Annotated in this window: 22 protein-coding genes and 6 pseudogenes; 16 read left to right on the plus strand and 12 right to left on the minus strand. The window is 69.2% G+C overall.

Annotation, left to right across the window (positions count from 1 at the left end):
- Positions 1 to 154: 154 nt before the first annotated feature.
- Complete coding sequence (locus tag ACFPIH_RS29390; RefSeq protein WP_381178777.1) at positions 155 to 337, minus strand: DUF2316 family protein; 183 nt, start codon at positions 335 to 337, stop codon at positions 155 to 157.
- A gap of 38 nt (positions 338 to 375) precedes the next feature.
- The gene (locus tag ACFPIH_RS29395) at positions 376 to 1,311 is read right to left on the minus strand and encodes an aldo/keto reductase (protein WP_381178774.1); all 936 of its coding nucleotides are present in this window, start codon (positions 1,309 to 1,311) and stop codon (positions 376 to 378) included.
- Positions 1,312 to 1,396: 85 nt separating this feature from the next.
- Between ACFPIH_RS29395 and ACFPIH_RS29400 the strand changes: the two genes are divergently transcribed.
- From ACFPIH_RS29400 to ACFPIH_RS29410, 3 genes are all read left to right on the plus strand, one after another.
- The gene (locus ACFPIH_RS29400) at positions 1,397 to 2,020 is read left to right on the plus strand and encodes a TetR/AcrR family transcriptional regulator (RefSeq protein WP_381178771.1); all 624 of its coding nucleotides are present in this window, start codon (positions 1,397 to 1,399) and stop codon (positions 2,018 to 2,020) included.
- 199 nt (positions 2,021 to 2,219) lie between these two features.
- Positions 2,220 to 3,094 (plus strand): IS5 family transposase gene (locus ACFPIH_RS29405; protein WP_381178768.1). Its coding sequence is split into 2 segments (ribosomal slippage): positions 2,220 to 2,478 and positions 2,478 to 3,094, totalling 876 coding nucleotides; the frame shifts between segments, so codons are not numbered across the junction.
- Positions 3,095 to 3,268: 174 nt separating this feature from the next.
- Positions 3,269 to 3,751: a GNAT family N-acetyltransferase gene (locus tag ACFPIH_RS29410; protein ID WP_381178765.1), complete on the plus strand. Its 483-nt coding sequence runs from the start codon at positions 3,269 to 3,271 to the stop codon at positions 3,749 to 3,751.
- Positions 3,752 to 3,936: 185 nt separating this feature from the next.
- Here ACFPIH_RS29410 and ACFPIH_RS29415 read toward each other — a convergent pair whose 3' ends face one another.
- On the minus strand, positions 3,937 to 4,794 hold the full coding sequence (locus ACFPIH_RS29415) for an SDR family NAD(P)-dependent oxidoreductase (RefSeq protein WP_381178762.1): 858 nt from the start codon (positions 4,792 to 4,794) through the stop codon (positions 3,937 to 3,939).
- Positions 4,795 to 4,965: 171 nt separating this feature from the next.
- Between ACFPIH_RS29415 and ACFPIH_RS29420 the strand changes: the two genes are divergently transcribed.
- Positions 4,966 to 5,820 (plus strand): helix-turn-helix transcriptional regulator, encoded by an 855-nt coding sequence (locus ACFPIH_RS29420; protein WP_190147274.1) that lies wholly within the window; start codon positions 4,966 to 4,968, stop codon positions 5,818 to 5,820.
- Positions 5,821 to 6,116: 296 nt separating this feature from the next.
- Here the strand turns inward: ACFPIH_RS29420 and ACFPIH_RS29425 are convergent, their stop codons facing one another.
- Positions 6,117 to 6,317 (minus strand): TetR/AcrR family transcriptional regulator, encoded by a 201-nt coding sequence (locus ACFPIH_RS29425; RefSeq protein WP_381178938.1) that lies wholly within the window; start codon positions 6,315 to 6,317, stop codon positions 6,117 to 6,119.
- Positions 6,318 to 6,441: 124 nt separating this feature from the next.
- On the opposite strand from ACFPIH_RS29425, the pseudogene ACFPIH_RS29430 reads away from it, so the two are divergent.
- Positions 6,442 to 6,600: pseudogene (locus tag ACFPIH_RS29430) on the plus strand (IS701 family transposase); the annotation flags it as partial.
- A gap of 415 nt (positions 6,601 to 7,015) precedes the next feature.
- Here ACFPIH_RS29430 and ACFPIH_RS29435 read toward each other — a convergent pair.
- Positions 7,016 to 9,199 (minus strand): hypothetical protein, encoded by a 2,184-nt coding sequence (locus ACFPIH_RS29435; RefSeq protein WP_381178758.1) that lies wholly within the window; start codon positions 9,197 to 9,199, stop codon positions 7,016 to 7,018.
- Positions 9,200 to 9,337: 138 nt separating this feature from the next.
- Between ACFPIH_RS29435 and ACFPIH_RS56525 the strand changes: the two are divergent.
- Positions 9,338 to 9,716, plus strand: a pseudogene (locus tag ACFPIH_RS56525) (IS256 family transposase); the annotation flags it as partial.
- Positions 9,717 to 10,027: 311 nt separating this feature from the next.
- On the opposite strand, the pseudogene ACFPIH_RS29445 reads toward ACFPIH_RS56525, so the two are convergent.
- Positions 10,028 to 10,731, minus strand: a pseudogene (locus ACFPIH_RS29445) (SDR family oxidoreductase).
- On the opposite strand from ACFPIH_RS29445, the gene ACFPIH_RS29450 reads away from it, so the two are divergent.
- A complete protein-coding gene (locus ACFPIH_RS29450) occupies positions 10,642 to 10,926 on the plus strand; it encodes a hypothetical protein (protein WP_385877812.1) in 285 nt (94 codons plus the stop codon). The pseudogene ACFPIH_RS29445 and the gene ACFPIH_RS29450 sit on opposite strands and share 90 nt — an antisense overlap.
- A gap of 268 nt (positions 10,927 to 11,194) precedes the next feature.
- On the plus strand, positions 11,195 to 11,578 hold the full coding sequence (locus ACFPIH_RS29455) for a hypothetical protein (RefSeq protein WP_381178755.1): 384 nt from the start codon (positions 11,195 to 11,197) through the stop codon (positions 11,576 to 11,578).
- 383 nt (positions 11,579 to 11,961) lie between these two features.
- On the opposite strand, the pseudogene ACFPIH_RS29460 reads toward ACFPIH_RS29455, so the two are convergent.
- Positions 11,962 to 12,983, minus strand: a pseudogene (locus tag ACFPIH_RS29460) (IS701 family transposase).
- A 64-nt stretch (positions 12,984 to 13,047) separates the two neighbouring features.
- Complete coding sequence (locus ACFPIH_RS29465; RefSeq protein WP_381178752.1) at positions 13,048 to 14,187, minus strand: serine hydrolase domain-containing protein; 1,140 nt, start codon at positions 14,185 to 14,187, stop codon at positions 13,048 to 13,050.
- 180 nt (positions 14,188 to 14,367) lie between these two features.
- On the opposite strand from ACFPIH_RS29465, the gene ACFPIH_RS29470 reads away from it, so the two are divergent.
- Positions 14,368 to 14,733, plus strand: a complete 366-nt coding sequence (locus tag ACFPIH_RS29470; RefSeq protein ID WP_381178936.1) for a Tn3 family transposase — start codon at positions 14,368 to 14,370, stop codon at positions 14,731 to 14,733.
- Between the two features lie 107 nt (positions 14,734 to 14,840).
- On the opposite strand, the gene ACFPIH_RS29475 is transcribed toward ACFPIH_RS29470, so the two are convergent.
- Entirely contained in the window at positions 14,841 to 16,868 is a 2,028-nt protein-coding gene (locus ACFPIH_RS29475; RefSeq protein ID WP_381178749.1) for a HelD family protein, read from the minus strand.
- Between the two features lie 653 nt (positions 16,869 to 17,521).
- On the opposite strand from ACFPIH_RS29475, the gene ACFPIH_RS29480 reads away from it, so the two are divergent.
- From ACFPIH_RS29480 to ACFPIH_RS29495, 4 genes are all read left to right on the plus strand, one after another.
- Positions 17,522 to 18,307, plus strand: coding sequence for a recombinase family protein (locus tag ACFPIH_RS29480; protein WP_381178746.1), 786 nt, complete (start codon positions 17,522 to 17,524; stop codon positions 18,305 to 18,307).
- Positions 18,308 to 18,413: 106 nt separating this feature from the next.
- Positions 18,414 to 19,178 (plus strand): hypothetical protein, encoded by a 765-nt coding sequence (locus ACFPIH_RS29485; protein ID WP_381178743.1) that lies wholly within the window; start codon positions 18,414 to 18,416, stop codon positions 19,176 to 19,178.
- Complete coding sequence (locus tag ACFPIH_RS29490) at positions 19,175 to 19,831, plus strand: Fic family protein (RefSeq protein WP_381178739.1); 657 nt, start codon at positions 19,175 to 19,177, stop codon at positions 19,829 to 19,831. Before ACFPIH_RS29485 ends, ACFPIH_RS29490 begins: the two co-directional genes overlap by 4 nt.
- Positions 19,828 to 20,232 (plus strand): DUF5958 family protein, encoded by a 405-nt coding sequence (locus ACFPIH_RS29495; protein WP_381178736.1) that lies wholly within the window; start codon positions 19,828 to 19,830, stop codon positions 20,230 to 20,232. Before ACFPIH_RS29490 ends, ACFPIH_RS29495 begins: the two co-directional genes overlap by 4 nt.
- A 19-nt stretch (positions 20,233 to 20,251) precedes the next feature.
- On the opposite strand, the gene ACFPIH_RS29500 is transcribed toward ACFPIH_RS29495, so the two are convergent.
- Entirely contained in the window at positions 20,252 to 20,461 is a 210-nt protein-coding gene (locus ACFPIH_RS29500; protein WP_381178733.1) for a hypothetical protein, read from the minus strand.
- Between the two features lie 529 nt (positions 20,462 to 20,990).
- Positions 20,991 to 21,212, minus strand: a pseudogene (locus ACFPIH_RS29505) (AraC family transcriptional regulator); the annotation flags it as partial.
- Positions 21,213 to 21,374: 162 nt separating this feature from the next.
- Here ACFPIH_RS29505 and ACFPIH_RS29510 point away from each other — a divergent pair.
- Positions 21,375 to 22,238: an alpha/beta fold hydrolase gene (locus ACFPIH_RS29510; RefSeq protein ID WP_381178730.1), complete on the plus strand. Its 864-nt coding sequence runs from the start codon at positions 21,375 to 21,377 to the stop codon at positions 22,236 to 22,238.
- 96 nt (positions 22,239 to 22,334) lie between these two features.
- Here the strand turns inward: ACFPIH_RS29510 and ACFPIH_RS29515 are convergent.
- Positions 22,335 to 22,643: pseudogene (locus tag ACFPIH_RS29515) on the minus strand (TetR/AcrR family transcriptional regulator); the annotation flags it as partial.
- A 115-nt stretch (positions 22,644 to 22,758) separates the two neighbouring features.
- Here ACFPIH_RS29515 and ACFPIH_RS29520 point away from each other — a divergent pair.
- Positions 22,759 to 23,670 carry an alpha/beta fold hydrolase gene (locus ACFPIH_RS29520; protein WP_381178728.1) on the plus strand — a complete coding sequence of 304 codons (912 nt, stop codon included), beginning with the start codon at positions 22,759 to 22,761 and terminating at the stop codon, positions 23,668 to 23,670.
- Between the two features lie 938 nt (positions 23,671 to 24,608).
- Entirely contained in the window at positions 24,609 to 25,565 is a 957-nt protein-coding gene (locus tag ACFPIH_RS29525; RefSeq protein ID WP_381178725.1) for a GlxA family transcriptional regulator, read from the plus strand.
- Positions 25,566 to 25,669 lie beyond the last annotated feature (104 nt).

The following is a 25,669-nucleotide window of genomic DNA, read 5'->3' on the forward strand; positions in this document are numbered from 1 at the left end:
AGGGGCAATGAGTGGGCTGGTTCATGCCCTCGCGAAGACGTGCCGTGGGGCGCTGCGCAGTCGGAACCAGAGGCGCGCCTTGAGCCGAGAGCGGTCGTTGAGCACTGTGTAAGGGACGGGCGTACCCCCGGCGTCCAGGACGGCCTGCTGGAGATTAGTCGCGCAGCTGCCACACGTCGACGGGGTCGGATGCGGGGGCGACGTCGAGCGTGTGCCGCAGCTGCTCGGGCGTGAAGGCCAGATCGGCGGCGACATCGTGGGGTGCGAGCCCGGTCAGTGCGAGGTTCTGGGCGAACTCCTCGCCTGTGCGGTGCCGTTCGGCGGCGTTCAGTGTCATGGGTGACCTGCCTGTGTGGTGGTACGGGCGAACCAGAGTTATCCGAGTTCGATGTCGCCGGAGCGCGTGGGGACGGCGTCGAGTGCGGCGAGAGTCGCCTCATCGATGCTGATCGCGCCCGCGTCGGTGTTCGCCCACAGGTGCTCAGGGTCGGCGGTGCCAGGGATGAGGAGCGTGTTCGAGGTGTGCTGGAGCAGCCAGGCCAGGCCGATCTGGGCGGGGGCGACACCCAGCGCCTGCGCGGCGGTGGCGACGGCGGGCTCGTCGGTGACCTTCGGCAGGCCCGCGTAGGCGCCGCCGAGCGGAAAGTACGGCACCCAGGCGATGTCCTCGGCGAGGCAGAGCCGCAGCATGTCCTCGTCGTCGCGCGCCACCAGGCTGTAGGCGTTCTGCACGCAGGCGATGCCCATGGGGAGGGCGCGGCGCAGTCCGTCGAGGGGCACACTGCTGAGACCGATGGCGCCGATCTTTCCCTCGTCCCGCAGGTCGGCCATGACGGCGAGCTGATCGTCGAGGTCGACGATCTGGTCGCCTTCGGGTCGCAGGCCGGGGCCGTGGTCGGCGCGCCGCAGGTTGACGAGGGGGAGCCGTTCGAGTCCGAGGCTCTTGAGGTTGTCCTCGACGCCGGCCCGCAGCTGTTCGGGCCGCTGGGCGAGGCGCAGCGGGATGGGACCGCCCGGAGCGGGTTCGGCGCCGACCTTGCTGACGACCAGGACGTCGTCCTCGGGGCGGAGCGCGGCGGCGATCACCTCGTTGACGAAGCCGTTGCCATAGAAGTGGGCGGTGTCGACGTGATCGATACCGAGCTCGACGGCGCGGCGCAGCAGCGCGATCGCGGCCTCGCGATCCAGGCGCCGTAGCTGCATGGCGCCGTAGCCGACGCGGGAAACGGTGCGGCCCGCGAGCACACCAAGCCCGCCGGCTCGTGCCGCTCCGGTGGCGGTGAGCTGGGAAGATCGAGCGGTGGACGTCATGGCAGTCTCGCTCTCATGAGACGATGAAAACTAAGCGGAGAGACTCCGTTACTAAAACCGTAGCACTAACCGGAGGGCCTCCGTTTTGACCGCGTCAGACTCGCCCGTCTCCGACGGATCAGCGAAGGCGGCCGGGCGTCCGGCCCGCGCAGACGCCCGGCGCAACCGCGAGCGGCTGCTCGACGTCGCCCGCGACGCCTTCACCGCGACCGGCGGCAAGGCCCCTCTCGATGCCATCGCCCGCGAGGCCGGCGTCGGGATCGGCACGCTCTACCGTCACTTCCCCACCCGCGAAGCGCTCGTCGAGGCCATCTACGCCGCCGAACTCGACGCCGTCGTCACCAGCGCCCCCGCACTGCTCTCCACGCTCCCGCCCGAGTCGGCGCTGCGTGCTTGGATGGACCGATATGCGGCGTTCTTTGCGGCCAAACGCGGCATCTCCGATACCCTCCGCGCAGGCTGGGCCTCCGGCGCCATCGCAACACCGGCCACCCGGGAACGGCTTACCGCGGCGATCGCGGTGATTCTCGACGCCGGGGCGCAGGCTGGCTCACTGCGGGCGGACGTCGAGCCGGACGAGGTCACGATGATGCTCCTCGGGGTGTTCCTGTCCACGACGGCCAGCAACAGCCCGGAGCTGACGGGACGGCTACTGGACCTTGTGGTGGATGCCCTGCGGCCGGCAACGGAAGGCCGACCGCGGGCCTGACGTTCGCCTTGGTCAGCCCCCTTGCGGGCAGTCGCACCCCACTCCCGCCAAATCCGCTGCCGTCGGGCGCCAAGAGCAACAGCAGCCTGTGCAGCGCCGACTCCCACACAGAGCCGATGCCAGATCCTCCACGGACTTATGCGGTGGAGCACCTAGGGCGTGTATCGAAATAGATCTTGGTCTTGCAAGATCGTGGTTCATGAGGCGGGGAGACCTGACGGATGAGCAGTGGGCAGTGCTTGAGCCGCCCTTGCCGCAGGGGGCGAAGGCTGGGCGGCCGCCTGTCTGGCCGCGGCGGCAGCTGATCGATGGCATACGGTTCCGGGTGCGGACCGGTGTTCCGTGGAGGGACGTACCGGTCGAGTACGGGCCATGGGCCCGGATCTACGACTTGTTCCGCCGATGGCAGCGAGACGGCACCTGGCACCGGATACTTACCCAGCTTCAGTCCCTGGCCGTGCGAAGGGTGCGATTAGGTGGGAGCTAAGCGTCGGCTCCACCGTGTGCCGTGCTCATCAGCATGCGGCCGGGGCCCGAAAGCGGGGAGACCTTCAGAAGGAACCGCCAGGCGGCGTTTTCACCGAGCCCCGTGACCACGGACTGGGACGCTCGCGCGGAGGGTTCACCACCAAGCTGCACCTGGCCGTCGAGCAGGGACAGAAACCCCTGTCGATGGTGGTGACGGCCGGGCAGTGCGGTGACTCACCGCAGTTTGAGGCCGTGCTGGAGAAAGTTCGCGCGCCCCGTATCGGGGTGGTCCGGCCACGCGTCCGCCCCAATCGTGTGCGCGCTGATAAAGCGTACGCCTCCCGCATGAACCGCGCCTACCTGCGCAGACGTGGCATCCGCTGCACCATCCCGGACAAAGTTGACCAGGTACGTAACCGTAAGCAGCGCGGCTCCCGCGGCGGTCGGCCGCCGAAGTTCGACTCCGCCGACTATCGCGAGCGCCACGCGGTTGAGTGCGGAATTAATCGCCTCAAGAGGCACCGCGCCGTTGCCACGCGATACGACAAGCTGGCGGTCCGCTACGAGGCGACCGTCCTCATCGCAGCCATCAACGAGTGGCTGTGATCGAAGCATACGAAGTACGCGCCGGGGCTACGATGCGAGCCATGGAGTGCTTTGACACTTGGCGCACACGTCACTGAGGGGCCCGACTCACCGCCAAGTCTGTTGTCGGGAGCGGGCCGACCGATGCCCTTGTTCCGCCGGGTATCAAGCCCTCAGCCTGAGAGGCACACTTCCATGCGTGTCCGAGCGTTCACCCAGCACGACCTCTCAGCACTCACCGACCTGACCATCGACACGTTCCGGCCGTTCTACGAGGACTCCTTCCGCCCATTGATGGGCGACGCCGTCTTCGCTGTTCAGCACAGCAACTGGCGCGACGACTACCGCAAACAGGTCGCCGAGCTCCACGCGCCCGCGCATCGCACCTACGTCGCCATCGCCGAAGCAGAAGGCACCATCGCAGGTTACGTGGCGTGGAGCGTCGCTCCGGCCCGCAAAAAGGGTGAGATCACGATCCTCGCCGTCTCGAACCGGCATCGACGGCACCATGTGGGCGCCACGCTTTGCGAGCACGCATTCGAACAGATGCGGGCTCTCGGTGCCGAGGTCGTCGAGATCGGCACCGGAGGAGACCAGTTCCACGCACCGGCCCGAGCCCTCTACGAGGCGCTCGGGTGCACAGCCCTGCCACTCACGGTCTACTTCCGCCAACTATGACACCTCCCGGACGGGCGCCCGAGGGCGCCTGTCCGAGTTCGGCAGTCAGCAGCAAACTCACTTGGGTGTAGCTCCTTTGGAGGAGGATCACACCTCGCATGTGAACTCGCGGCTCGGTGCCGGTGAGGCCGAACCTTGAGAGGAACTACACCCGGAGTCGCACCGGGGAAACGTGCCTGGTTTTTTCAGAGGCCAGTTCCGGTGAGAGTGGCGGTTGCCTGCCAGAGCCTCTTGGCGACGGCCGGGTCCAGGCCGGCCCGGCTGGGCTTGCGGATCAGTGGGTAGCCCGTGAAACTGAACAACCCGTCCGGACCGACGTAGGCGTTGCCGGGGACGTCCTGCGTGGCTGCGTACATGAGTGGCAGCGCTCCGTGTTCGACGTCCTGGACCAGGAACGGGAGCCGGTTGACGAATCCCAGCGGCGAGTGCGTGACCAGTCCGGTCCGCGCGACGCCAGGGTGAGCGATGACCGAGCGGACACGGCTGCCCGAGGCGGTCAAACGGCGCTGCAATTCCAGCGAGAACAGCACAACGGCGAGCTTGGACGACTCGTAGACGGCCAGCCCGTTGTACTTGCGGGTGCGCCAATTGAGGTCGTCGAGGTCCAGCCTGCCGAATCGGTGCAGTTGGCTCGAGACCGTCACCACGCGGTCGGTCAGCCGGGGCAGCAGCAGGTTGGTGAGCACGAACGGCCCGAAATAGTTCGTCGCGGTCTGTACGTCCAGGCCCTGCGCGGTCCGCGCCGCCGGGATGTCCATCACCCCGGCGTTGTTGATCAGAACATCGATGTCGCCGGTATACGACGTCGCAAACGCACGTACTGAGTCTAGGTCGGCGACATCGAGTCGCCGGACATCGAAATCTCCATGCATACCGGTCACTGCCTGGCGCGCCTTGTCGACGTTGCGCACGGCCAGCACCACGTGGGCGCCGACCCGTGCGAGTTCGCGAGCGGTCACCAGCCCGATCCCCCCGCCGGCACCGGTGATCACCACCGTCACGCCGGCCATGCTCGGCAGCCGGTCCGCGGTCCATTTGGCCATAGTGAAATCCTTCAGAGGCTCTTTTACCTGATTCCTGACGCCGTCCAGTGAACGGGGCCCGTGCCGGCGGATGAAGGACCCGCCCAACCACTGAATCGCAGGGCGTGGCTACCCGTGTCGACCTGCCGGACAATGAGGCGGAGGTATACGACATGCGAAGCGGGGAGCCCGATGGTGGACACGGCATTGGATGGCGAGGGTCTGGCCGATTTCCTGCGCGGACGCCGGGAGTCCCTGCAACCTGAGGACGTCGGGTTGCGCCGCGGCGCACGACGGCGCACGACCGGGCTGCGCCGGGAGGAGGTCGCCGAGCTGTGCGACATGTCGGCCGACTATCTGGCCCGGCTGGAACGCGGTAGTGGTTCCCAGCCGTCGCAGCAGATGGCGGCGGCCATCGCCCGGGGACTGCGCCTGACCCCCGACGAACGTGACCACCTGTTCCTGCTGTGCGGGTACCGCCTCCAGACACGGCGACTACGCGAAGCGCACATCAGTCCCGGCCTGCTGCGCGTCATGGACCGGCTTCAGGACACACCCGCGCAGATCGTGGGCACGGTCGGTGAAACGCTGCAACAGACGCCGCCCGCCGTGGCGCTGCTCGGCGACGAGACGCGTCACACCGGCCCGGCGCGCAGCACCCTCTACCGGTGGTTCACCGACCCCACCGCCCGCCATCGGTACCTGCCCGACGACCACCACCTGCACAGCCGCGTCTACGTCGCCATCCTGCGCGCCAGTGCCACCGCGCAGGGTCCCGGGTCGCCGGCCGCCTCGCTCGTGGCCGACCTGCAACACAACGAGGAATTCGCCGAGCTGTGGAACCGCCACGAAGTGGGACTGCGGTGGAGCAACGCCAAACGCTTCGTCCACCCCGAGGTCGGACGCATCGACCTGTACTGCCAGACACTGCTCGACCCCGACCAAGGGCAGTCCCTGCTCATCTTCACCGCCACACCTGGCACGGAGAGCTACGACAAGCTTGCCCTGCTGACCGTGCTCGGCGCCGACACGTTCGCAGGATCCTGACGCACTAGCGGCATTCTCGGAGCCGAGCGCCTTTGGGTGTAGTTCCTCTCAAGGTTCGACCTCACCGGCACCGAGAGTTCACATGCGAGGTGTGATCCTTCCGGCGGTTCCGGTTGTCCCGCCGCTGATCACCGAAGACCGCTCGGCCGATCTTCGGCCTGGCCAGCATGTCTACCCGCGGCGCTCCAACGAGGGGCAGCCGCATCGGGCACGGGTGGGTGAGGCGCCAGGCACCGACGTCCCAGCTCGGCTAGCCCTCCAAAGGAGCTACACCCAACTCACTTCCGTAACAGGCCCTAGTGGTGGTCAGCCGTCGGTGGGTCCGCTTTGGTGAGTGAGTGCACGCAGGGACGCAGGATGTCGACGATCCGTTGTGGGTCGGCGGCGGTGAGGTGGTCGAGCTTGATCAGGTGTCGGCCGAGGACGACGCCGATGAGTGCGGCGCTGACGACGTCGGCGCGCAGGTCGGCTTCGTCGTCGGGGATGGCGGCGCTGATCCGGTCGTTCTAGGCGCGGGAGGTGTCCTGGCCAGATCCTGCTGTTTCGCGACTGCATCGGCCCCCAGGCGATGCCCGACCTGACGGTCGCCTGATACCCCAGCCTTGGTTACGACCTTGCTGGATGCCGAAACGGGCCTGGCAGAAGCTCTCCGCAGGCGCAGGCGCAGGCGCCAAGGGGTGCCGCTCCTACGACTGGGCCCCGGCCGACGTTGCCGACGACCGGCCCGGTCACCTCTGTCTGCTCGCTCGCCGCAACCGCAGCAATGGCCGACTCGCCTTCTGCACCATGATGTGGGCGCGCGATCGCCTGGGCGGTTGGTTCACGGATGCCGGCTTCGCCGACTGGTATCCGGCTGCCGGGCGGCGTGGCCGAGGACGACCGCGCGGACCGGTTCCTGGCGCTGGGCGTGGACCGGCTCGCGGTGGCAGGGCTGGTCATGCGGCGGGGACGGATCCGGACGGATCCGTCCCATGTGCTGCGACCGGTTCGCTATGACCGGCCAGCCGGTTCCTGGTTCGGCACGGGTGCCGTGGTCGACGATGGAGACAGTCTCCCCGCAGTCACCCCGCAGGTACCCCGCACGATCCCGAGGCCCGTTACAACCAAAAGGGCCCCGCGGCCGGCCAGCGCGACTCGATCGGCTGTCGCGATCACCAGACCGGGGGCCGGGCCTGTGACGACTGCTCGGATCGGCCTACGGCAGTGGATGACGCCCGGTCTCGTCAGGTGCGGTGGCCTTGAAGGCGGTGAGGAGCCGTCGGGCATGGGTTCGGAAGGCTTCGTCCTCGCGGATGACGCGGTCTTCCACTCCCGAGCGGATGGTCCGCCCGTCACCGTCGGCGAGGACGGCCAGCCGACGTAGGTGTTCAGGTTCAGCGGTCACGGCGGCGGCTCCGAGGGCCGCGAGTGCGTCCAGGGCGCCCGTCGGGTCGGCTTCCTGCTCGGCAGACCGCAGGACGATATCTGCGAGCGCCGTGTAGTCCAGCGAGGCGGGTTCCGCCACGACTGTGAGGGCCAGTACCGAGGCCGGTGCCTGCACCGGCTGGCCGAGCGCGGCTTCCAGGCGGGAGGAGAGCGGGCGTCCGGCCGGACCGAGCAGCGCCGCCGCTCGTGCGGCCCGTACCACGGACCACTGGGACCAGCGGTTGTCCTCACTTCGGGCGAAGACGGAGTCCAGCGCGGCGACCACTGTGGTGGCATCCTGCGTTACGCGCCACAGGGCCTCGGCGAGTGCCGTGTCCGCGTCCAGCGCGGGCGTGGTCGTGTCACCGTTCGGGCCACCGAGCGCGGCGCGCAGGGCGGGCGCCAGGGTTCCCGCCCTGGATCCGAGCGCTGCTGCCGTTGCCGCGGCCTGCCTGGTCTGGTGGCCGCCGTGCCGCAACGCCTGCTCGAGCAGGTCGACCAGGGGATTGTGGTCGCCCACGAGGTCGTACAGGGCCTGCGCAGCCGGGACAACCTCCTTCTCGGCGGCCGCCCGCAAGACCCGGGCCGCTTGGGCGCGTTCGTCGGGCTCCGCGGCGCGGGCGATGGCGGCGATCGCCGGGGCGGCCTGGCCCGGGAAGTGCGCGAGCGCCTCGAACAGTTCGGGCAGTGCCGATGCGGCCTGGGGGCCCCACCCGCCCAGAAGGTGCGTGATCTGCCCCGGCTCGTTGCCGCTCAGGATCTCGGGCCGGGCGAGGCGGCGCCGGACCGCGCCGAGGAGTTCGCCGTTGTACGGGAAGACGGAGCCCGCCGGAGCCATGAAGCCGGCAGCGGCATCGAGCGCCCGCGGCCGTCGGCCGAATCCGTCGGCCAGCAACGGTGCGGCTTGCGCCGGCGCGACGAGGACGAGCGCGGCCAGGGCGCGGTCCGCGTGGTCATCGGCCTGTTCCGGGTTGCGGCCGGCAAGCGGGGCCAGGACGTCCGCGGCCGGTGCGGCGGTTGCACCCAGCCGACCGAGGAGCGACGCCATCGCGACCACGGCTTCCTCGTCGACGGCCGCCACGCGAAGCCCGTCCAGCAACTGCCGTGGAGCACTGCGGGAGAGCATGCAGGCGCGGTCGGCCGCCCACAGGGCCTCGGTCCGCACCTCGGCCCGGTCATCCCGCAGGGCGGCGTCGACCAGCGCGAACGCCGCCTCCCGGTCCGGACGGCGGCCCCTCCTCAGCAGGGCCTCCACGACGTCTGCGAGCGGCTCGTTGCGTTCGAGGTCGAGGAGGTCGCTCCCGAGCGGTTCGGCCGGTAGAAGGGACAGCATCGTCGTGTGGTGCACCGTGGTCCAGGGCAGGTCCGCGTCGAGGCAGGCGAAGACCGCGGCCATGCGCAGCCCGGCCGGCTGGGAAGGTGCCAGAACGGTGACGGCAGCCTCCGCGCCGACCGCCGGGTCGAGCCGGGAGATACCGGCAAGGATCTCCGAGCGCACCAACGGCTCGGCTTCCTCCTCCCAGCGCCGGTGGAGCGCGGGGAGCACGAGGGCCGTCGCACGGGTGCGGGACACCGCCCAGACGGCGGTCCGGCGAACCTCCGGCTCTGCGGCGTCCAACAGGGGCAGGAGCAGCGGCAGTTGCCTGGCCACGGCTGCCCGGACCGCGCCCGGTGCCACACCGTGCTCGTCCTCGCTCTCGGCCATGCCCCCGAGCAGCATCAACACGTCCGCCGCATGTGGGCCGGTGGCCACGATCCTGGCCAGGAACGGCACCACTTCCGCACTGGCGGCGTAGACCGTCCCTTGATGCAGCACGCTCCCGTACAGCTCCGACAGGGCTTCGCCCGCCGCACCGGCGTCGGGATCGGCCAGAGCTCGCAGCAGATCAGGCAGGTCGTCGGCGCATCCGTAGGCATGGCTGAACGAGGACCAGGAATGCGCGTCCAGGCCGTCCAGCGGGTGTTCGAGATCCATGCGAGGCATCGTGCCAGCCGCATCCGACATCAGAACCAGTCGGCCCTCTCGATCACTGGGCTATGACCCCAACTCCCGGACCCTCTACGACCGCAGGCGGAGGGAGGGCAAACTACCCGCCCAAGCTGTCCTCGCCCTCGCCCGGGCGCCCGCCGGATGCCGGTCGCCGCGCTGGAGGCGGAAGTCAAGCAGTACATAGCCGAGTTGGCGTCCGAGCGGGACGAGCGCGGGCGTCGGCCGGTAATCCGCAACGGCCACCACCGGCCACCGGCGAGCGCAGGCGGTTCTCCTCGAAGGTCTCCGAGGTGCTGCCGTTGCTCTACCTGCCCAGACTGTCCTCGGGGGACTTCGTGCCCGCGTTGGAGCAGTTCCTGGGTGGTGCGGCCGACCTGTCGTCGGCGACGGTGACCCGGCTGACGAAGCGGTGGCAGGACGACCACGCCGCCTTCCAGCAGGGCGACCTCGCGGACCGCGACTCGTCTACGTGTGGGCCGACGGCATGGGTCCGGAGGTTCGGCTCGGGCAGGCACACTCATGCGTCCTGGTGCTGCGAGGTGTTTCCTGCTTCCCGGCAGCAGATGTGCTGGGTTCACAAATCCCGGAATATCACGAACGCCTCGCTGAAGTCCGCACAGCCGGGCGCGACGAAAGCGAGCGGGCGATCGAGGCGTTCGCGAAGACCTACGGCGCGAAGTGGCCCAAGCCGTCGCGAAGATCACCGAGGACCAGGAGGAGCTGCTGGCGTTCTCCGGGTTCCCGGCCGAACGCTGGATCCACCTGCGGACCACCAACCCCATCGAGTCGACCTTCTCCACTCAGGTCGGCCGGTCATGGGGCGAAACCATCGTTGCTCTTCAGCAGTTGCCCGTTGATCCACTGGCCCTGCGGTGAGCACAGGAACTCCACGAGATGAGCGGTGTCTTGCGGGCTGCCCAGACGTCCCAGCGGTGTCTGGCGCAATACACGGTCGCGGATGTCCTCGGACATCCAGCCGGTGTCCACCGGTCCCGGGTTGATCACGTTGGCGGTGATCCCGAGGTCGGCGAGTTCGTGGGCGGCGGCCAGGGTGATGCGGTCGAGTGCACCCTTGCTCGCCCCGTAGGGCAGGTTCCCGACGGGGTGGTCACTGGTGAGGCTGATCACGCGTCCGGTGCCCGGAGTCCCGTGGAAGCGACGGCCGTACTCGCGGATCAGCAGCCAAGTGGCGCGCGCGTTGACCGCGAAGTGGCGGTCGAAGCTCTCCAGGGTGGTGTCAAGCAGGCCGGAGTCGACCGACTCGCAGTGGCACATCACCAAGGCGGTGATGTCGCCGAGACGGCGCTCAGCCTCATCGAAGACCCGCTCCGGGGCTCCTGGGTCGGAGAGGTCCGCCTCCACCGCCACCGCGCTGGCGCCCCGTTCGCCTCAATGCCCCAGGCCATACGGGCGTCATACGGGGTCCAGTGCGTGAAGGCAAGATTCCAGCCCGCCTCGGCCAGCCGGCAGGCGATACCCGCGCCGATACCGACGGAGCGGCCGACGCCCGTCACCAACGCGACCGGCCTGGCGGCATCGAACAGCGGCTTCTCTCCGATGGTCGTCACAAGGCGCAATCGTTCGGCCTGCTACGCGGGCACCGCAACCCGATTTCCTCGATCCCGATGTCCTGCCATGCTCGCGTCTTCACGCCGAGGTGGTCGTACTCCCACCCGCGGGCGGCGGTCTCGTACCGATCCCCGTTCGGATGATGAGATCCATGGGAGCGGGGACGAGTTTCCCCACGTGGTCGTGCACTTGCCAGAGCTCTATCGGCCGCCCGAACCGAGAGGGGCACTCACGCCGGCCTGTCCGACGCAGGAGATCCTGTGCGCGCGCCGAGAGCTCGGATGTGTCTTCCAGGATGTGCATCCTGAACTTCAGTCCAAAGGGAGCTACGGCGTCCCACCCTGTGGAGCAGCAGGTTGCCATTCATGACACGGAGTAGCAGCCCGTCGACCTGGTGGGCAGACTGCCTCCATGCAGCTCCCCGCGCAGGCCGTCGCAGCCACCGTCCTGATCGAAGTCGTCAGGATCTCCTCCCTCCCGACCAGGCGGGGCACCCCATACCCCGGCGAGGTGGTCGCCCACTGGGCCGGGAACGAGGCCGACGACGCCCTGGCCTTGATCGAGACCCTGCCCGGCAGCGGACAGCACCGCTGCGGCTTTTCGCCAGGCTGGAGCATCCGAGCGTACGAGGACGCCCTCGATCTGGTGTTGTTCGAGGCGGCTTTTTGCTTCACGTGCCACGAGGTCCGGATGCATGGAACGGCTGTGCCGCCCGCACTGGCCACACAGTTCTTCGACGCGGACGCCACGTCGGCCCAGACCCTCCTGGCCCTCTTCCGCGAGGCGGCCCGGTAGCCGACAGCTTCCCGAATGAGCGCTCCCGTGGGCCAGCCGGACCGACTGGAGCGCTCAGACAGAACTCCAGCGGTGATGTGCTCGCCCAGCGCCTGCCGGCAGCGCAGGCCGCCGCTCTCGCCTGCCACTGCCTCGGCCGGAGCGGCCGGGCGCCTGGACGCCGGGCGGGTCCCGGCCGGCTGCCCAACGAACTGCCCAACGCTCTGCCCCGGAGCGGGCTCTCGTCGGCGGCGTGCAAGAGGCCGGGTCCGTCACCACGGGGGGAAGTGACGGACCCGGCCCGAGGTCCACGGTGCCACACCCGTCGCCGACGCGCACGGTCTGCGGATGAAGTCGTCACGGGATGGCGGGACTTCCTGAGACCGCGGATCGGCTCCACCGGCTCACCTTCCCCGCGCGTGCCATCGGGGTGGTCGTGCCTCGTACAGACCGTCGCGTCGGTGATAATGGCTGGCCTGGGCTCGTGCCTGATGACGGCGCCGCCAGGCGGACCAGTCGAACCGGTGGGCCACGTCGCGCATGGGTCGGACGAATGCTGTGAACAGTCGCTGGATCTCGTTGCAGGTGAGCGGGACGAGCCCGTCCGGAGCGGGATGGCGGGCGTGTTCGTCGGCGAGGACGACGGCGAGGAAGGCGTGAGCGGGCATGGCCAGGGTGACCCAGCGGGACCATGAGGTGAAGCGCCGGACCTGGTGCTCGTCCCGTCCGGCCAGGTCCTTTCCGGCCTGGAAAGTCTCCTCCACCCGGCATCTCGACCCGGCGACGCGGACCAGCATGGTCAGGGGCACCGGGGCGGGCGACCAGCAGCGGTAGTAGGCGAGTTCACCGGTGATGCGGTTACGGCGGATCAGCAGCCGGTGACAGCCGGGCCGGAGTTCGGCCAGGTCGATGACGGCCCAGTCGTAGAAGCGGTGACCCTTGGCGCCGGTCCCGGCCGACAGCTTCTGCCAGGCCCGCTTCGGCACCCTCGCGGCCAGGACGTTCGCGCGGAACTTCCTGGCACCGGTGGTCACTTCGGCCGAGCAGGCGACGGCGAGCACGTAGCCGACCTGGCGCTCTTCCAGCGCGGACCGCAGCTTCGGGTTGCCGCCGTAGACCTCGTCTCCCGCGACCCAGCTCACGCGGTGCCGGGCGTCCAGGAACCGGCCGATCATGCGGGCGGCCAGCTCCGGCTTGGTAGCGAAGACGGTGCCCTCGGCCAGCCCCGCGGCCCGGCAGCGGTCCGTGTCGCACGTCCACGAACGCGGGACGTACAACTCGCGGTCCATCGCCGCGTGCCCGCGGCGACCCGCGTAGACGAGGCAGACGGCGACCTGCGCGGCAGGTCCGACAGCAGCCCCAGCACCAAGTCCCTCACCCGGCGCCGGGGCTCAACCCGCGCGAACCGGCCCGCTATCCGGCCCATCAGGGTCTCAAACCCCTCCTGCCAGCGGCAGGGTCTACGCTGTGGCCTGCGGCCACCAGCAAGATCAATGTCTACGGCTGGAGTACTGAGAACGCGTCCGGCACAGTTCCTGACCCACGAGTGTGGTCATGGCCTGCTGGGTGTCCTGGCCGCCGTCACGGGTGACGTACACCACGGCGGTCCGGGTCCCGTCTCGGGTGGCGCCGCCCCAGGTGACATAGCCGAGGAGCTCGCCCCGGTGGCCGAAGTAGCTGCCGCCACAGGGCAACGGGATCTCGGCCAGACCGAGTCCATATCTCACGCCCAGCTCGGGCGCGGGCGTGGTGGTCGTCATCTCGTCGAGCTGCGCCGGAGCCAGCAGACGGCCGCCGAGCAGCGCGGCGTAGAACCGGTTCAGGTCGTGCGCGGTGCTGATGATCGAGCCGGAGCCGACGGCCATACTCGAATTGAGCTCCGTGACGTCGATGCCGGTGTCGGTGCCGAACGCGGCGTAGCCCTGGGCGTGCGGGCCCGGGATGGACGGGAAGACGCCGGGCGTACTGGTGTCCCTCAGGTTCAGGGGGCGGATGATCAGGTCCTTCACCTCCCGTGCCCAACTCCGGCCGGTGACCTTGTGGATGATCATCGCGGCGAGAATGTAATTGGTGTTGGAGTAGGACCAGCCAGCGCCCGGGGAGAACTTGGGAGGGTGCCGCATCGCCAGACCCACCAGCTCCTTGGGGGTGTACGTGCGAAACCGCTCGGCCCGATAGCCGTCCGCGCTGTTCAACGCGGATATCTCCGGCCCGACATCAGGGATGCCGCTGGTGTGCTGCAGCAGCTGCCGCACGGTGATCTGGCCGCCGTCGTTGCCGTTACCCCGGACCACTCCCGGCAGCCACTGCTCGACGGTGTCCTCCAGGGACATTCGCCCCTCGCCGACGAGTTGCAGCACAACCGTGGCGGTGAAGGTCTTGGTGGCACTGCCGATCCGGAACCTGCCCTCCCGCGGCATCGGCCTCCCTGTGTTCATCGCGGCCGTCCCGGCGTACGCGCTGTCGCGTGAGTCCGGTGACGTCACCTCGGCGTGCACACCCACGGCCCCAGTGTCGTGGATCGCCTCCACCTGCCGTTGGAGCGGATCGGCCGGCCGCGGCTTCGCCGTCGCCGTGGGCGCGGTCGATGCGGCGAGGACGGCTGTAGCCAGGCTGGTCAGGACGAGCATGCCTCGCCGACGCCTTCTTAACCCATGCATGACGACCCCTTCTCTGTTCAGGTTGCACGCCTTCAGGACCGCTCAGTCTGTGGCCCGCGACTGTGTCGCCCCGGAGCCGACGGTCGGCAACCATCCCACCAGCAGATGGGGGATCGCCCCATCCGGCTTTCCCCCTGACGTACCGATGCGCTGTCCTCAGGGCGGTGCCGGGGGCTACCCCCCTTCGGCAACCAGGGCGTACTCGCCGACAACGACCCCGTCGAGCAGGAGAAGGCGATGAAGTTCACCTGTCTGCTCACGAATGCGGTGATCTTCCACAATGCCCTGGACATCTCCGAGATCGTCCGCCAGCTGCTGGAAGAGGGATGGGAGATCGATCCTGAGGACCTGGCCCATATCTCGCCGTACCTGACCGAGCACATCAAACGGTTCGGCGAGTACAGCAGGCACGAACTCGGCATCGAACCCGACGCGTACGACCCGAAGCTCGACGTCGACTTCACCCTGGTGCGCGAAGGGGATCTGAACGTCGTCGGCTTGGACCAGGCCGCGTGATGCCGGGTGTGGCCACGAGCGGTGAGGCGGCGAGCAGCCCCGTGCGCGCGGGCCGGTGTCTGTACCGCGCCGGGTGCGCCCGCGGCTACGACACGGGCGCCGAGTCGTCAGGCGGGCTGGACGGTGATTGTGCAGAGGCGCTTGGTGGCCCGGGTCAGGGCTACGTACAAGTCCCTTTCCCCACCGGGGCGGGCCGTGATGATTTCCTCGGGGTTCATGACGACGACCCCGTCGAATTCCAGGCCGCGTGCTTCGGACGCCGGCACGATGCGTGCGTGGTGAGCGATGCCCTGGGCCGTCAGCTCGCTCACCCTGGTGTCCGCGCAGATCACTCCCAGAAGCTCGCCCGAGTGCGCGGTGCTCTGGGCGCTGAGTTCCTGAACGACGGCGGTGACCAACCCGTCCGAAGGTGTGGTCACGGTGCGAGGGCTCTCACCGCTTCGCAGTGACCCTGTGGGCTTCTGGTCCGGAGCGATCCGCGTGAGCAGGTCCCGGACGCTCTCCAGGATCTCCTGCGTGGTGCGGTAGCTGACGGTCAGGTTGTGCAGTTTGAATCGCGGTCCGACGTGTGGGCTCAGTGCTTCCTTCCAGTCACGTGCTGTCGCGACCGGGCCTGCCTGGGCGAAGTCACCCACCAGCGTCATCGCCCTTGCCGGGCAGCGGCGGACGATCATCCGCCACTGCATGGCGGTCAACTCCTGTGCCTCGTCGACGACGACGTGCCCATACGTCCGCTCCGGCGGGCCGTCGATCAGGTTCGCCGCCTCGTCCAGCAGCGGCACATCGGCATCGGTCCACGGGTCGTCCGGGCCGCGCAGCAGCCGTGCCCGCTCGTCCGCGGTCAGCAGGGGCAGATGCTCGGAGAGAGCGCCCGGGTCCGTCAGGAGTGCTCTCACGAGGTCACCGGGTACCAGCCGCGGCCACAGCACCTCTACGGCTCGGTCGACGCCGGCGTCGTCAAGGAGCTCGGCTCGGATGGCGTCCAGGTCCAGTTCGTGGACCGGACCCGAGTCGGCCGCACCTTCGGCACGGCGCTGGGCGGCTCCCGTGAACCGGTCGAGGTCCATGCCCGTCATCCTGGCGGCATCGGCGTCGATCTGCTCCAGGAGGTCGCCCATGTCTCGTTGCATCGCGTCGGTGACGGCGTCGACCAAAAGCTCCTTGAACACCTGGCGCGCGGGGTTGTGCCCCGGTGCGGCTGCCACGGCGGCGTCGCGTGCCGTGGCGGTTTCCTCGCCGGACAGGTGAACCAGTTCCTGTCCGACCCGCACGGTGAAGTCACCGGCGGGGGCTTGGTGGACGCGCAGCAGGCCGGCCAAGGCGTCGGCGAGGTCGGAGCTGCCCTTGAGACGCGCCGTATCGAACGGGTCCACCGTGTCAGTGGACACTCCGGCCAGTTCCCGGCAGGTCGCCAGAACGACGTCGTTCTCTCCGAGCGAGGGAAGGACTTGGGAGATGTAGTCGAGGAACCGGGCGTTCGGGCCCACCACCAGGACACCCTCCTCCGCGGCGCGCGGGAACGCGTACAGGACATAGGCCGCCCGGTGCAGGGCGACCACCGTCTTGCCGGTGCCGGGCCCGCCCTGCACCACGGTCACCCCGCGGTGGGCGGAGCGGACGATCTCGTCCTGCTCGGCCTGCAGCGTCGCGACGGCCGCGTGCATCCTGCCCGTACGCCGTGCCGACAGAGCCTCGGTCAACGGGCCGTCCCCCACGACGTCCTCGTCGGTCGGGGCGGTCCCGTCCAGCAGTTCATCGCTCACCGAGATGACCGTGCGCTCCTCGAGGCGCAGGTGCCGGCGCCGCCTCAGGTCCATCGGGTGGACCGGTGTCGCCTCGTAGAAGGGCCGCGCCGCGTTCGCGCGCCAGTCCACGAGCAGAGGCAGGTCATCCTCCTCCGTATGGAGTCCGATCCGCCCGATGCGCAGGGCCGTGCCATCGGTCCAGTCGATGCGCCCGAAGACCAGCCCCTTTTCGGCGCCCTCCAGCCGGCCGATTTCCTTGGCCAGACGCTCGGCGGCGATTTCTCTCTCGTATGCCTCACCGGCGCTTTCCGCCGGGGCCTTCAGCACACTCGCTCGGTGTACTCGCGCCTCGGAAAGCCGCTCGGTGAGCAACTCATACAAGGAGGACACATAATCCCGCTCCGATTCAACCGCACGCACAGCGGGATCATTCATTTTCGACAACAGGGGGCTCCTTCGATTCGAGCCACACCATACGGTCAAAGTTCCCTAAAGATAAGTCTTGACTTACTTGGTGAAGTCATGGCCCTACGACTGAATCCATGACGGCTGACCGTATGGCGAATCATGCATTCCGCCGTTCCGTATATCGCTAATTGCGCTCCTGATGCCCGTCTGCCTTATGGCGAGCCCGTCCTTGGATGCCGATGATGTTTTGCCGCGCTCGGGAAAGGGGGGAAGATCCGGCGAGGCGACCGGCGCCATCGAGCTCACTGCCAGGGGGCATCTGGTCGCTTCGTCTGGCGACCCGACCGAGGAGACGAGCACAGAATGGGTTGAGCCCTCGACCGGTCCACCACTGCCCGACCCGTGCCGACGGCCCCATCTCAGGACCGCAGCACCACGCCACCGTCGGTCGCGGCCGCCCCAGAGAAGGGATCGGTGAACTCTCACCCCGTTCACCGCCGCGACGCCCGGCGGCAGGCCCGTCCGCGCCCGGACCATCGGGCCCGGCCCCGCCCAACCTGGATCCGCCGATCTTCGGCCTCCGCGTCTTTGATGTCGTCAAAGGAACGCATGACGACAGGCGCGGCAGGCGTCCAATGAACCCGGGCTTTCCGACGCCCGGCGGCGGCGCCGATCCCGCGTACGCGCGGCCGGGCGACGCCGTGCACATCTCCGAGATGTTCCGCCTCGTGCGCGGCACCGGGCACATCCTCGACGTGCTCGACGTCCTGCACCGCGACCGCCTCGCCCTGCGCATCCACGATGGCGCGTTCTCCGCGATGAACCTCACCGCCCGTCACCCGCGTACCGACGAACTGCTGTCCACCGTGAATTTCATGGTGCAGACCCTCGCCGCCGCCGGCGAACTCCAGCGCGACCTCCAGCGTGAACTGACCCACGACGGGCTGCGGGCCGCCGAGGCGAAGCGCAACAAGGGCGGGCGCCGCCCCGCCGTCCCAGCCAAGAAGGCCGACGACGTGCGCACCGCGTACCTGGAAGGCCGCTCCATCGCCGCCCTCGCCCGCGACCATCACGTCAGCCCCGGCGCCATCCGTACCGCCGTCGCGAACCTCCTGCCCGAGTACACGGCCGTCGATCCGGGCGTCCCGGCCCCGGAACTGGCGGTTGCCCTCGACATGCCGGGCAAGGCCGCCGACTTCCTCCGCGCCGCCGAACCGGAGCCCGCCGAGCGGCCACACTCGACCAGGGCATCACCGTACGACGCGGCCAGGGCTACACCCTGCGCGTCACCGCCGTCCTCGCGGTCCACCGGCGACTCCTCGACCTCTGCCAGATCCTCGACGGCACGGCGGCGCTCCCGGCCCAGCGCAAGGCCCGCCGCGAGTACGAGAACCGCGTCAACGCAGGGCGGGCAGCTCTGAGATGCGGGCCTCTGCGAGACGGTGCGGCCCTTACTGCTGAGCTGCACTGATCCTCATCGGATCACGCTGCACGACGGTTGGCCCCGCTAGAAGCGACGATGTCGCCGTGGTCAGCACTTTTCTGGCGCCGTACGTGCTGTGGCTCTGCCGCTCGATATTGGGTTGGTGTTCGAGCGGCTGCGCACGGCAGAGTGGTGTGGTGACTGAGCTGTGGGCGCACGCCTTGACCTGGGCAGAAGTGGATCCGTTACGGCATCCGTTCGAGCTGGACGACGATGCGGCGACGGAGTTGGCTGGTCTTGTCGGGCCCTTGCTGCCCGACGCCGATGCCATTGAGGAAAAACGTTGGCGTTCGCTGGATCCCGTCACCGAGTTTCTGGTGAACCGGTACGGCCGGTGGGCTTGCGGGTGGAACTGGTCGGTGGGTGAGGGCGACACCGACGGAGGCGTCGTCGGCGCGTGGTGCTGCGCCGCCCATACCGTGACGACGGCGGACGCAACCGCCCCGCTGGTCGTCGAGGCCCTGCTTGAATGGCGTGACTGGCTCGAGGATCTGGCGGAGCGCTTCTCCGCCCTGGCACCGCCGTCGAACTCGGCTGCGTCCTCAAGGGATCCCTGGCACTGGGAGCGGGCGTGCACGCGACTGGTCACCGTGGTGGCCGACCGCACTCAAGCCGAGAGCGGCTGGTACGGGCACAGTATGCAGGTCCTCGAATGGTTCCTCGCCTACAACGGAATTGACGAGGAGCGAGCCAAGGAGATCGTGGAGAGCGCGGTCGGTGGCCGGTTCGGCAGCTGGATCGCACCAGACGTCACGGTGGTCGAGGCGGTGAGCTCGCGATTCGCCCGGACCATGGACGGAAACCGATGAACTACGGGCCCGACCACCAGAACGACGCCCTCGCCGACTGGCTGCGCATCCGTGCCGAGATCTCCTGGCCGCGCTGGAGCGGCGGGCTCCCCGTCGCCGAACCGCCGCCGCTTGACGGCTTCCGGGACTTCTTCACCGCGACACGCGGCGCCCGCGACGCCGAAGGGACCGCGCGGGTTCTGACCGCCCTCGACCGGGCTCTCGGCGACGCGGAGCAGGGCGTGCAGCTGACCTTCACCCTCATGGCGAACTGGCAGCGGATTGTGCTGTACCGCGACGCCGTCGCCTTCCGCACGATGCCGGCCTTCGCGAAAGGCGGACGAGAGCACTACGGCCTCGCGCCCGACACACACGCACGGTTCGAGCTATGCCTCGCCGAAAGCAGCCGCCCGGACCTGCCCCTCCCTTCACGCGCCGCCCGGACTTACCTCGATGTCCTCTTCTTCCATCCGTTCGAGGACGGCAACGCCCGCGCAGCCATCCTGGCGCTGGCCTTCGTCCTGGCCCGCGAAGGCGTCCACCTCGACCAGGTGCACCCGTTACAGGTCACCCGCTGGGCCGACGACGCCGAAGGCGCGGCCGATCTGGCGGTGCTGCTCGGGATCCTGATCACCGCGGCGGAGCGCCGCCTGTCCAACGGGAGCCGTGCATGACCGGACGCGACGTCATACTCAACGAACTCGCCCAGGGGCTGCGCCCGATGTCACAGGGCATCGAGTGGTTCGACGGTCTCAGCCCGGAGGAGCAGTCCGAAACGCTGCGGTTCCTACACCATCACTGCCTCCAAGCTCGCGCCGTCACCGAGGACGGACCGGAGAGCATCCGCCGTGCCGGACTGCGCCCGACTCATACGCCTGCGGTGCTGATCACACGCGACCGGATCGACCAGCAGCTGGGGAAGATCGCCGGCCTCACCCCTCTCGACGAACGCCGCAAGGCGTTCCGGCTGCTGATCGCGGTACTCGCGATCGCCGACGAACGGCGCCGCGAGCGCTTCTGCTCCGACGGATGCGGTCACTGGTGGCACAGGCTGTCGGTCGTGGACCCCACCTAATTGATCAGGCCGGGCGGCCTCATGGTGCGATGGGGCCATTCTTCTTGTCCGGGTGCGCCGACAGGACGTAGCGGGTGGCGGCGAGGTCGGACAGGCCGAGCCCTTTGAAGGGCTTGTGGACCACACCGGCGCTGATGGGCGGGCCGGCGTCGTCGACAGCGGTGTTGCGGATGACGAAGAGGTGGGGGTTGGCCGTGGTGCATGGGCCGCGGCAGTCACCGCCCGACACCAGCAGTCTGCCCCGCTCGTCGAAGAGCGCGGCGGGCCGCTCCCTGCGGGTCCCGGGGGTCGATCACGGCGCGGGTGCCGCGCATCAGGTCGGATGTCTCCTGTACGGCCTGGGCTGCCATGGGGCGACTCGACCAGGCGCTCGTCCTGTTCGGCGCGGCGGTGCGGGTGTCCGCGGAGACCGGCGTGCGCAGAACGGGTGCGGCGGGTGACGACGACACGTTCATCGCGCTCACCCACACGAACGGGTCCGCTCTCCCCTGTACATGCCGGCGACGACCTCGCTGCTCGGCCCACGGGCTGGTTGCGTCAAGCACGGCTCTGCCCCCGGGAGGCGGCGCTCAGTGCGGGCAGCCGTCCGGCAACCGAGCGGGACTGGGGGCGGGCCCGACTCCTTTTGGGGCACCGTCAGCGCGCCCAACACGGTCACGGCCCCCAACCCTTTCGGAGACGGCCCACGCCCTCGTCCGCCGAGGGCGTGACAGTCCGGCTGCAGCCCGGGGCACCGGACTCCAGGTCAAGCCCCGTTGAGACAGGCGCACCTGCACGCACTCGACATCTTCGCCCCACGCCCGAACCCCGCCTCCAGAGCCGAACCCGGGCCCGGCGACGATACTTCCCCGCTGTCGCCGCCCAGCGCCGTCCTCCACGGTGGACGGACTCGCCCCGAACTCCAGGACCAGCATCACGGCCGGGTGCGGAACCACCCGCAGGCCACCAACGGGCAGGCCGTGGACCCGGAACCCGGCCATATCGACACCAGCCACCCGGCTGGGCCGCTGCGGACGTGCTACGTCCCACACAGCGGGATCGTCACGTTCACTCGTGGTGGACCCCATCACCAAATGCTACGCGGGCCAAGGAGGGAACATTTGTCCAAGCCGCCGATGCGCACCGGCGGCGACAGTGGCCCCATGACTCCTCCCGACAGGCACCCTCATCTGAACGGCGACGCCGGCGCCACCGAGGATTCGATCCTCTGCCCGGAGCACGGCGACATCCACGTCTGCCAGGACGGCCCTCGCGAGGCCCCCGTGCTCCTGCTCATCCATGGATCCGCCGCCTCGGGCCGTTCGTGGGACGCGCTGGTTCCGCTGCTGGCCACACTCCATCGCGTCATCCGTATCGACCTGCCGGGGCACGGCCGCTCGGCCGAACCGGTCGACGGCGATTACGCGATCCCCGAGCAGGCACGCAGGGTCGGCACGGCACTGGACCGGCTCGGCGTCGAGCACGCCATAGCCGTCGGCCACTCCAGCGGTGGCTATGCCGCCACCGCTCTCGCCGAACAACGGCCCGACCTGGTGACCGCGCTCACGCTCATCAACACCGGCCCCGACATGGATGCCTTCATCGCACAAGGGCCCATCGCGATCGACGCCGCGCAGTGGCCACCGGCCGACGAGCAGATCCGCCAGTTCGCGAGCACCGGATTCCGTACGGGTTACCAGGTCCCACAAGAACTCGTCGACGAACTGCGCGGCATGACCTACCGCGCGGTCGTCGCGGCCATGCAGGCGTCCACGGCGTATCTGAACCAGCATGCGCTCCCGGATCGGCTGATGGCCCTCGGCAAGCCGCTGCAGGTGATCTTCGGCGACCAAGACCGCAGATGGCGACCCTCGTCGGCGGCCGACTACCGCGTCGTCCCGGGCGCGAGGGTCGAGTTGCTGCCCGGCGCCGGACACACACCCATTCTGGAGGATCCGCCGCGGACCGCCGCACTTCTGCTGTCCTTCGCCGAAATCCACACCGCTCGAGCGCCCAGGGCCACTTGACGGATTTCGCCCAACACGGAAGGTCCTCGGGTGATGGCCGCGACCTGCGAGTCCAAGCTCCGTGTCGCACCCGGTTCCGATCTGACATCAGCTCGGAGATTCCGAGTCTGTCGGCAGCGCTGCCATCAGCAGGGCCTCGACCATCGCGCGCGGACCAAGATTGTTTCCGGCGGCCCGTACCCGGGCGGAGACCCGGTCCCCGAAACTCTCCGCAAGATACTCGAGCCCGAAGAGCAGCACCTTCTCCTTGGTCTGGAAGTAGTACTGCACCAGCCGCAGTGAAACGCCCGCCTCCGCTGCCACATCGCGCATCCCCACGGCATGCAGCCCGCGTCGTTCGGCGACCCTGACGAGCGCCTCGGCGATCTCGGTACGCCGTTCTGCGTGGTTCACGCGCTTGGGCATCGGCCGGTTCTCCGCTCGTCGTTCCTGCTATGGCTTCCGCGGGGCCTTTTGGTGATACAGCCGTACCAACATCATGGTACGTTCGTATCATAAAACCGAGACGCCTGAGGTGGCCATGCCCGAGACCGCTGCCCGCACCCATGCCGATGTCGGCCGCTACGTGAGCGACAGCTGGCGGGAGCGCTACTTCACGGCCTGCGACGCGGTCTACGCACTGGGAGCGCCCGCGCTCGCGGAAGAGGACGTCGAGACGTCTTTCGGCACCACGCACGTCTACCGCTACCGTCCCGCGAGCGAGGCTGTCCGATCCCGCACCCCTGTCGTCCTGGTGCACGGGGCGGGCTCCTGCTCAGCCATGTGGTACCCGAACACCCCGGCCCTCAGCGCCGAGCGGCCGGTCTACGCGATCGATACCCCGGGCGATCCCGGGCGCAGTGTGCAGCGCGAAGCCATCCACCAGCCCGAACGTGCCGCGCAGTGGTTGGATGAGACGCTCGCCGGGCTCGGGCTCGATCGCGTCCACCTCGTCGGCTCCTCCTACGGTGGATGGCTTGCCCTGAACCAGGCGCACCGCAGCCCTGGCCGCCTCGCCTCGGTCACCTTGCTCGACCCCGGCGGCCTGGAGAAGGTGGGGCTGCGCTTCTTCGTCTGGCTCTTCGCCGGCCTCTTCGCGACCTTCGCACCCAAGGCACTGCGCCCGCGACTGGCGGCCTGGCTGGAACAGCCGGTCCTCGTCGTGCCGGAACTGCGCACGATGATCAGAACGGCCGTCCGCGCATACCGCATACGCCGCCCGGCGCCGCTTCCCCTGTCCGAGGAGGAGCTCTCCACCATCCGGACTCCGCTCTATCTGGTGCTCGGCAAGCGAAGCCTCCTCGTGCACCCGCAGCGGCAGGCGGAGCGTGTGCCGCGCCTGGTCCCCGGCGCCCGAGCCGAGATCATCTCCAACACGGGCCACGGGCCGCAGATTGACCACGCGGAGGAGACCAACCGCAGGATGATGAACTTCATGGCCTCCGTCGACTGACAACCGCCCACGCCGACGGGGCCAGGACAGCGCCGAGGGATGGCCCGGGATGCCTGGGCCGGTAGCGCCCGGACTGCAGGACCGTTCCACCAGGGGATCCCTCCGTCATGCGAGTGGCGACGCTTGAGGACATCCTTGTGAAGGGCGTAGCGGTCCCCACCCTGGCAGTGGCGCCTGGCCCTCGCACCATCACCTCTTGGATCATGCGCCCGCAAGAGACACTCCGTCCCTCGGATACCGCACAGTTGGACTCCGCACGGAACGCCTGCCCGGGGAGCGCCGCCGCCGTCGTCCTCGTGCTCGCGCATGCGGAACGCAATCATCTGGCGCAGCAGGTCGCCCGGCACGGGCTGGCCGTACGGGAGGTTGACCGAGCCCTTGCCAGTGGCGAAGCCGGCGAGGTCGGCGTCGAACGCCTCTCGGGTGCCGGGGGTGAACACGACGTTCGCGTGCCTCGCGTGGCCGCTGACCATGAACAGGATGCGTCTGCGGCTTTCCCGTGGCGCCAGTGTGGCACTGCCCACGCTTCATGGTCGCGACGGAACGCCCCGCTGCCGGCTCCCTGAGCGCAGGCGTGGCCAACTGGAGTACACAGGTGGCCACGGCCGCGAGCACAGTGGCAGCCGCGAGGCTCTCCATGAACTCCGGCAGCGAAGCGGGCAGCAACTGCCGGAGGGACTCGTACGGTATCCAGGAGCGCCGCGAAGGAACCCGAACGCGCCACGACTCCTCACAGGCTCGACCTTTCCCTCCGCGGGCTCTTGGGCCCGGAGGGTAGAGGTTCCTCTTGAGCGCCCGTTCGGTGTCAGATCGGCTGGAGACGGGCGACGGGCGGGACGGGCGGTGGACTGCAACGGGGAAGACAGCCCGGCCGGTGTGTCGTCTGCCCGGACCGCGCAGTGGGCGTATCGACGTCACGCCCCACGTAACCTCTTCCTGTGCCTGCACCCCCCTTGCATCGCGTCGCCGTCCTTGTGCTCGAGGGTGCGAAGCCGCTCGATGTCGGAATTCCCGCGCAGGTTTTCACGACCCGCGCGAGCATGCCGTACGAGGTGCGGGTGTGCGGGGCGACACCCGGTCTCGTGACCGGTGGCGACGGCCTCGCGTACTACGTCGCCCACGGCCTCGACGCGCTTGCGTGGGCCGACATCGTCTTCGTCCCCGGCTACCGGTTCCCGGACCGCGACGACCCGCCGCAGGCCGTCGTCGAGGCACTGATCGCCGCCCACGACCGGGGCGCGCGGCTCGCCGCCATCTCGACGGGCGCCTTCGCGCTCGCCGCCACGGGCCTGCTCGACGGCAGGCGCGCCACGACGCACTGGCACTACACGCGGGCACTCGTGGCCAGACATCCGCTCGTCCAGGTCGACGAGAACGTGCTGTTCGTCGACGAGGGCAGCGTGCTCACCTCGGCCGGCGCCGCCTCCGGCATCGACCTGTGCCTGCACATCCTGCGCGGCGACCTCGGAGTGGCCGCGTCCAACCACGCGGCCCGGCGTCTGGTTGCGGCCCCCTACCGCAGCGGCGGCCAGGCCCAGTACGTGCCGCGCAGCGTCCCCGAGCCGCTCGGCGAGCGGTTCGCCGCCACCCGCGAGTGGGCGCTGCACCGGCTCGACGAGCCCCTCACCCTCGACATACTGGCGCGGCAGGCGGGGGTCTCGCCGCGCACGTTCTCCCGGCGCTTCGTCGAGGAGACCGGCTACACGCCGATGCAATGGGTGATGCGCGCCCGCATCGACCTGGCCCGCGAACTGCTCGAGCGCTCGCAGCGCAGCGTCGAGCAGATCGCCGCCGACACCGGGCTCGGCACCGGCGCGAACCTGCGCCTGCACTTCCAGCGCATCCTCGGCACCACACCGAGCGAGTACCGGCGCACCTTCACCCGGGGCGAGTAACCCGCCCGGCACCGCATGGCGGGATCCTTTCGAACCATGGCGATCCCGCCACTGTCAGCGGCGCCAGCCGCGGGCGAGCCTGGTGTGGAAGGGAAGGGACATCA

Origin of the sequence: Streptomyces vulcanius, assembly GCF_042653945.1 — a bacterium.
GTDB lineage: Bacteria > Actinomycetota > Actinomycetes > Streptomycetales > Streptomycetaceae > Streptomyces > Streptomyces mangrovi.

Excerpts from the sequence above, each read along its gene's own strand:
- ACFPIH_RS29390 (WP_381178777.1), bottom strand. The coding sequence starts at position 337 with ATGACACTGAACGCCGCCGAACGGCACCGCACAGGCGAGGAGTTCGCC.
- ACFPIH_RS29395 (WP_381178774.1), bottom strand. The coding sequence starts at position 1,311 with ATGACGTCCACCGCTCGATCTTCCCAGCTCACCGCCACCGGAGCGGCA.
- ACFPIH_RS29410 (WP_381178765.1), top strand. The coding sequence starts at position 3,269 with ATGCGTGTCCGAGCGTTCACCCAGCACGACCTCTCAGCACTCACCGAC.
- ACFPIH_RS29415 (WP_381178762.1), bottom strand. The coding sequence starts at position 4,794 with ATGGCCAAATGGACCGCGGACCGGCTGCCGAGCATGGCCGGCGTGACG.
- ACFPIH_RS29420 (WP_190147274.1), top strand. The coding sequence starts at position 4,966 with ATGGTGGACACGGCATTGGATGGCGAGGGTCTGGCCGATTTCCTGCGC.
- ACFPIH_RS29435 (WP_381178758.1), bottom strand. The coding sequence starts at position 9,199 with ATGGATCTCGAACACCCGCTGGACGGCCTGGACGCGCATTCCTGGTCC.
- ACFPIH_RS29455 (WP_381178755.1), top strand. The coding sequence starts at position 11,195 with ATGCAGCTCCCCGCGCAGGCCGTCGCAGCCACCGTCCTGATCGAAGTC.
- ACFPIH_RS29465 (WP_381178752.1), bottom strand. The coding sequence starts at position 14,187 with ATGCTCGTCCTGACCAGCCTGGCTACAGCCGTCCTCGCCGCATCGACC.
- ACFPIH_RS29480 (WP_381178746.1), top strand. The coding sequence starts at position 17,522 with ATGAACCCGGGCTTTCCGACGCCCGGCGGCGGCGCCGATCCCGCGTAC.
- ACFPIH_RS29490 (WP_381178739.1), top strand. The coding sequence starts at position 19,175 with ATGAACTACGGGCCCGACCACCAGAACGACGCCCTCGCCGACTGGCTG.
- ACFPIH_RS29495 (WP_381178736.1), top strand. The coding sequence starts at position 19,828 with ATGACCGGACGCGACGTCATACTCAACGAACTCGCCCAGGGGCTGCGC.
- ACFPIH_RS29510 (WP_381178730.1), top strand. The coding sequence starts at position 21,375 with ATGACTCCTCCCGACAGGCACCCTCATCTGAACGGCGACGCCGGCGCC.
- ACFPIH_RS29520 (WP_381178728.1), top strand. The coding sequence starts at position 22,759 with ATGCCCGAGACCGCTGCCCGCACCCATGCCGATGTCGGCCGCTACGTG.